This window comes from Streptomyces sp. WM6386 (assembly GCF_000972385.1).
GTDB lineage: Bacteria > Actinomycetota > Actinomycetes > Streptomycetales > Streptomycetaceae > Streptomyces.
In genome coordinates, this window is sequence record NZ_JXTE01000833.1 from 1 (window position 1) to 300 (window position 300).

1 protein-coding gene is annotated in these 300 nt (G+C 71.7%); it reads right to left on the minus strand.

From position 1 onward, the window contains the following. Window positions 1–93 precede the first annotated feature (93 nt). Window positions 94–300, minus strand: a 207-nt coding sequence (locus tag TN53_RS43860; RefSeq protein ID WP_046264535.1) for a hypothetical protein, incomplete at its 5' end; no start/stop codon positions are given.

Sequence of the window (300 nt, forward strand, 5' to 3'; positions counted from 1 at the left end):
CCGGACGCTGGCGCCACCCGGTCCGGCTCACACGTATCCGCACCGACATGGAGCCCGACGACGTGGCGCTGTTCGGGGCGGCCCTCTAGCGGGTCAGCGGCAGGTGTTCCAGTTGCGTCCGTCGCGGACCAGGGCGCCGCTGCGTTCCAGATTCTGGAGGTGGTAGACCACCGGTGCCGGGCTGCGCAGTCCCAGGGCCGCTCCCAGCTCACGCACCGACAGTGCTTCCCCGCGGTCGAGGATCGCGCGGCCGGTCTGGGACAGGACCTGCTCTTCCCGGACCGTGAAGTGCTCCGGCCG